The organism is Aquabacterium sp. (assembly GCF_004297345.1).
In the GTDB taxonomy this organism is placed as follows: Bacteria; Pseudomonadota; Gammaproteobacteria; order Burkholderiales; family Burkholderiaceae_C; genus Aquabacterium.
In genome coordinates this window covers 1-5,234 of the sequence record NZ_SCTN01000061.1, presented here as the reverse complement: position 1 = coordinate 5,234, position 5,234 = coordinate 1, and the positions used below count along the sequence as shown (strand labels likewise).

Annotated in this window: 7 protein-coding genes; all 7 read right to left on the bottom strand. The window is 62.5% G+C overall.

Annotated elements, in window-relative coordinates; genetic code table 11:
- Positions 1 to 175 (bottom strand): inorganic phosphate transporter (locus tag EPO09_RS01850; RefSeq protein WP_290639603.1); only part of this gene is annotated, 175 nt, incomplete at its 3' end.
- A gap of 15 nt (positions 176 to 190) precedes the next feature.
- Positions 191 to 838: a DUF47 domain-containing protein gene (locus tag EPO09_RS01845; RefSeq protein ID WP_290639601.1), complete on the bottom strand. Its 648-nt coding sequence runs from the start codon at positions 836 to 838 to the stop codon at positions 191 to 193.
- 147 nt (positions 839 to 985) lie between these two features.
- Positions 986 to 1,882 (bottom strand): SDR family oxidoreductase, encoded by an 897-nt coding sequence (locus EPO09_RS01840; protein WP_290639599.1) that lies wholly within the window; start codon positions 1,880 to 1,882, stop codon positions 986 to 988.
- Entirely contained in the window at positions 1,858 to 2,880 is a 1,023-nt protein-coding gene (locus tag EPO09_RS01835) for an NAD-dependent epimerase/dehydratase family protein (RefSeq protein WP_290639596.1), read from the bottom strand. The genes EPO09_RS01840 and EPO09_RS01835 overlap by 25 nt, the downstream gene beginning before the upstream one ends.
- Entirely contained in the window at positions 2,877 to 4,562 is a 1,686-nt protein-coding gene (locus EPO09_RS01830) for a fatty acid CoA ligase family protein (RefSeq protein ID WP_290639594.1), read from the bottom strand. The genes EPO09_RS01835 and EPO09_RS01830 overlap by 4 nt, the downstream gene beginning before the upstream one ends.
- Positions 4,559 to 4,861 (bottom strand): hypothetical protein, encoded by a 303-nt coding sequence (locus EPO09_RS01825; protein ID WP_290639592.1) that lies wholly within the window; start codon positions 4,859 to 4,861, stop codon positions 4,559 to 4,561. Before EPO09_RS01825 ends, EPO09_RS01830 begins: the two co-directional genes overlap by 4 nt.
- Positions 4,858 to 5,234, bottom strand: a 377-nt coding sequence (locus tag EPO09_RS01820; protein WP_290639590.1) for a hypothetical protein, incomplete at its 5' end; no start/stop codon positions are given. The genes EPO09_RS01820 and EPO09_RS01825, both read right to left, overlap by 4 nt.

The following is a 5,234-nucleotide window of genomic DNA, read 5'->3' as shown; positions in this document are numbered from 1 at the left end:
CCACGAAGTTGAAGAACGCGGCAAACACCACGGCCTGGGTGGGGCGCAGCACACCGGTCGAGACGACGGTGGCAATCGAATTGGCAGCATCGTGGAAGCCGTTCATGAAATCGAACAGCAGTGCCAGCACCACCAGCGCGACGATGACCCACAGGGCCACGTGCATGGTTGTCATGTCAGCCTCTCGGGATCAGGAGTTCTCGAGGATCACGCCCTCGATCAGCTTGGCGACGTCTTCGCACTTGTCGGTGACGGTTTCCAGCAACTCGTAGATTGCCTTGAGCTTGATCACTTCACGCACATCGGGCTCTTCGCGGAACAGCTTGCTCATGGCGGCACGCATCACGCGGTCGGCGTCGGTTTCGAGCTGGTCGATTTCTTCGCAGGTCTTGAGGGCGGCTTCGGCGGTCTTGGCGCTGCCGATGTCATCCAGCAGAGACACGGCCGACTTCAGGCGCTCGCAGCTCTTGACGCACAGGTCGGTCAGGCGAACGATTTCCTCGGTCATGCTGCGCACGTCGTACAGGGCCATGGTTTCGGCGGCGTCCTGCATGAGGTCGGCCACGTCGTCCATGGTGTTGATCAGCGTGTGGATCTGTTCGCGGTCGATCGGCGTGATGAAGGTCTTGTGCAGCAGGCGGTTGACTTCACGGGTGACGGTGTCAGCGGCGCTTTCGGCGGCGTCCACTTCCTGGTTGTATTTGTCACGCAGGGATGTGTCGTTGTAGTGCTTGACCAGGTTCGCGAAGGCGTGGGCGGCCACGACGATGTGATTGGCGTGCTGGTTGAACAGCTCAAAAAAATTGCCCTCACGGGGCAGCAGCTTTCCAAAGATCATGGGCTTTCTCGCATGTCACGGAGGTGACACTGTCTTGGTGTAAGCCCGAATTTTACCCGGGCATGTGCTCATGAATCACCGTCTTGGCGGCGCAGTTTGTCAAAATTGCGCGTTTGAGGGTGTGCGGAAGTGGCAATGTCCTGAATTTCAGCTGGCGGCACGGGCCACGCTGTTGAGAATCAGGCGTTCGCGCCAGGCGGTGGGCAGCCAGTTCAGGCAGGCGCGCAGGCGGGCGTTGCGGCCGACGATATAGCGCGCCTTGGGCGCGTCGCTGCGCAGGGCTTTTTCCACCGCCTTGATCACGGCTGCCATCGGCGTGCCTCTTTCGTCGTGGGCGTAGCGTTGGTAGAAGGTGTCCAGCGTCTGGTAGTGGGGCGCGTAGGTCGGGGCGAAGGCCGGTGTGGGGCTCTGCACGGGGGACTGCGCGGGGTTTTGCGTATTTCGGGCCTGGATGACTGCGGTGGTGTGCAGGGCCTTGTCCCAGATCGGTGTGTCGATCTTGCCGGGGGCAATCGAGCAGACTTTCACGCCCAGGGGCGCCAGTTCCATGCGCAAGGCGGCAGTCATGCCTTCCACGGCATGCTTGGAGGCCACGTAGGCCGTCAATCCCGGTGCGGCAAACAGGCCGGAAATCGAGCTGATGTTGACGATGTGCCCTTTGGCTTGCCTCAACAGTGGCAGGCACGCGCGGGTGACAGCGAAGGTGCCCATCACGTTCACGTTCATCAGTCGGGCCAGTTCGTCTTGCGGGGTGTGCTCAAGGGCGCCGCTGAAGGCCAGGCCAGCGTTGTTGATCAGCACGTCCAGTTGTTCTCCGGCATGCGCCTGGACTTGGGCCAGTGCCACTTCGATGGATGCCGCAGATGTGACATCCAGCCGTATGGGCGTGACGCGTCCTTGCGAACGTGAAACCAGCTCGTCCGCATCCTCGCGGCGACGCACGCCCGCCAGCACGAGATGACCTTGCTGCGCAAAGTGCAGGGCCAGCGCTTGGCCGATCCCGCTGGAGGCACCCGTGATCAGGATGGATGAGCGAGGGCGCATGGCGTGTCCTGTTCTGATGTCGTGTTGCCAAACCAGGCGGCAAAGCGGCGATGGGCTTCGGCCATCGACACGGGGGAGCTCAGGCCGAAGTCCTGCTGGGCTGCAGAGACATCAAAGTAGTGGTGCTTGGCACAGACGGCGGCCACGGCGCGGGTCAGCTTGGGTTCGCCCAGCCTGGGCAGAGCGGTGAAGAGGGCTTCCGAGGCTGCACCGATGGCGTAGGCCGTGCCGTACGAGACTTCGCGTTTGACGGGCGGCAGGCCGATGGCGGCGAGCAGGCCATCGATCCAGGCCCACATGGAGACAGGCTCAGTTTCGTTGACGAAGTAGACCTTGCCGCCCGCTTCATCGTAGTCGGCCGCCTGCAGGTGCCACCAGGCCGCGTTTTCGACATAGCTGACGCTGATCATGTTGTGGCCCGAACCCACACGAATCAGCTTGCCGGCCTTGTGTCGCTCGATCAGGGCTGGGAGCAACTGGGTATCTCGCGGGCCCCATATGGCGTGTGGGCGCAGTGCCGTGGTGACCAGGCCGTGTTGGCCGTGCGCGGCCAGCACCATCTGTTCAGCCAGCATCTTGGTGTGCTGGTAGGCGCTGATGGGCTTGGCGGGATAGGGCGTCTGCTCGTTGGCGTTGCACAGGTCGTCAAAACCGATCACGGCGCTGGGCGAACTGGTGTAGATGAGCTTGCGCACGCCGTTGGCATGGCAGGCGTCGATCAGGTTACGCGTGCCTTGCACATTGGTGCGATGAAAGTCTTCATGACGGCCCCATGGGCCTGTTTTCGAGGCCACGTGGAACACGCGTTCGATGCCTTGGCATGCTTCACGCACGGCGCCTGCATCAGCCAGGTCGGCCTGGATCAATTGCACACCTTGCTGGCGCAGCAAGGGATAGTCGCCACGGCACAGCACGGCCACATCATGACCTTGTGCCTGCAGGGCTTCCACAATGTAGCGGCCCAGGAATCCGCCGCCGCCAGTCACCAGTGTTTTCATGAGCGTACGCCCTTGTTGATTTGCTTCTGCGCCCATTCAGCCAACAGCGGGCGCTCGATCTTGGAGTTGTGTCGCTTGTCTACCGGGAATGCCTTGGGGTAGGGCAACACATGCCTGACAGGGAAGCCCAGACCGTCCAGCCTGGCCTTGTAGGCGTGCAGGCGTGTCGGGCTGATCTGGTGCTTGTATTCGGGGTAGAACTCCACGACCATGGCCAGCTCGGTCTGGCCTTCCACGTCCACGCCGACCAGGGCAGAGCGCCAGACCTCGGCTTCGGCATTCAGTACCTCCTCAACCGGTACGGAGAAGTAGCGTTTGCCTTGTGCCTGCACGATGTGCTTGATGCGACCGCAAAACCACAGCCGGCCTTGCTTGTCGAAGTAGCCTGCATCTCCAGTGCGGTGCCAGAACGGGAATGCCGAGTCCGGCTCGGCCGCTTCGATCTTGGTCTGAGCCGTGTTGATCGGGTCGTTGTGATAGCGGGGAGACACCAAGGCGCCGCGCACCACGATCTCGCCCACCTTGCCATCGGTCAGTTCAGTTACTTCGCGCCAGTGATGCAAGGCGTGGTCTTCCGTGCGGATGATGCGCACTTCCAGACCGGGCACGACCTTGCCAACACAAACGCCATAGCCCACGGCAGACAAGCGAGCCGTTTCGCGTTCGATTTCAGCTGCATCGATGGTGCTGATGGGGGTGACCTCGGTGGCGCCATAGGGCGTGTGCATCACGCCTTGCGGCATGACCTGGCCAAGGCGTTCCACCATCTTGTAGGGAATGGGGGCGCCACCGCTGAAGGCGCGGCGAATGCTAGGCAGTTGCCTGCCTTGTGCGGCGCAATGGCGGCTCAGGCGCTCCCACACGATGGGCGAGGCAAAGCCGGAGGTGATGCCAAAGTCTTCTATGGCCTGGATCAGGTTGTCGGGCTTGCAGCGGCCTGGGTGCATGGAGCCCATGTCGGGGATCACGCTGGTCTGGCCCAGGCAGGGCGAGATCAAGGTGGCCACGGGGAAGGCGGCCAGCTCCACACTTTGCTGATCTTCTTCGCACATGGTGGCGAAATGGGCGATCTGCGCGCCCAGCGTGCTGTGCAGGGCCTCGACGCCCTTGGGTGTGCCCGTGCTGCCGCTGGTGAAGAAGATGGCGGCCAGGTCGCTGCCCTGTGTGTTCACCATCTTGCTGATCGGGGCCTTGCTGCTGCGCAGATCCAGCAAGCGACGCGTGGCTGGTAAGCGTGCGGTACCGGTGCTGATGAACAACTTGATGCTGGCAAACGCATCGCCCACGAAAGGGCGCAGGGCGTGTACCAAGGGCAGGGCGATCATGGCGTCAGGCGCCACCTTGCGCACACAATCGAGCAGGCGCTTCATGCCCATGGCCGGATCGATGATGACGGGCACAGCGCCCAGCTTGAACAAGGCGAACACGATGACGGGCAGATCCAGATCCGGGCGGATCAGCATCAGTGTCTTGCTGCCACGGCGGATACCGGCATCGCGCAAACAGGCAGCAGTGCGATCGACTTCATGCAGGAACTGGCCGTAGCTGCGCGTTTCATACAAATAGCGGCCCGCCTTGCTGCGTTGTCGAGCTTGCGCGAATGCAATGCGGCCGGGCTGCGCCATGGCCTGCGACTGCATCAGCGCATACAGGTTGAATTCGCCCGAAGCAGCTGTGTTCACGCGGACACCGCCTTGTCGTTGGCGCCGTCAGCCTGCGGTCCTTGCTGAAAGCCCACGATGTGCGGCATGCCGAAGATCATGATCTGCACGAGGTGGGGCCACAGCGGTTGAGCCACATGGCCGAACTTGCGCGTGAAGTACACGCATTGAGCGCCATGCGCCAGCAGGGACAGGGCCATCACCACATACAACCACATGGGCGGAATGTGAACAACAGGATGGGCCAGCTCACCCAGGCCCAGAACCCAGGACAGGCCGACAATGCTTTTGCTGACGAGAACGTGGCGGGGCGTGATCATGAATCCACTCGGCGGGCTTGTTGTTGGAGTTCGTGCATGGCGATGCATTGAGGCTGGATGTCGGCTTCGTGGATGCCGGCCACGCGGTACAGGTCGGCGATCCAGGCTTGCATCAAGGCGATCGTGGCCTGGCGATCTGCATTCAAGGAGGCGTGCAGCTGCATCGTGAAACCGGTGCGGCCTGCCCAGGTGAAGCTACCTGTCGTGATGGGGCACACGGCGCTCAATGGGGGCGCGCTGATCACCCAGCTGCCGGCCAGCTTGTGCGCATCGGCGGCGGGCGCTTGCCAGGCGCTCATATTGGCGTACACGCCGAACCAGGCGCGGTGGCGCAGCTTGTTGTAGGCGCGTCGGATCATGTCGTCGCTCAGCC

Excerpts from the sequence above, each read along its gene's own strand:
- EPO09_RS01845 (WP_290639601.1), bottom strand. The coding sequence starts at position 838 with ATGATCTTTGGAAAGCTGCTGCCCCGTGAGGGCAATTTTTTTGAGCTG.
- EPO09_RS01840 (WP_290639599.1), bottom strand. The coding sequence starts at position 1,882 with ATGCGCCCTCGCTCATCCATCCTGATCACGGGTGCCTCCAGCGGGATC.
- EPO09_RS01835 (WP_290639596.1), bottom strand. The coding sequence starts at position 2,880 with ATGAAAACACTGGTGACTGGCGGCGGCGGATTCCTGGGCCGCTACATT.
- EPO09_RS01825 (WP_290639592.1), bottom strand. The coding sequence starts at position 4,861 with ATGATCACGCCCCGCCACGTTCTCGTCAGCAAAAGCATTGTCGGCCTG.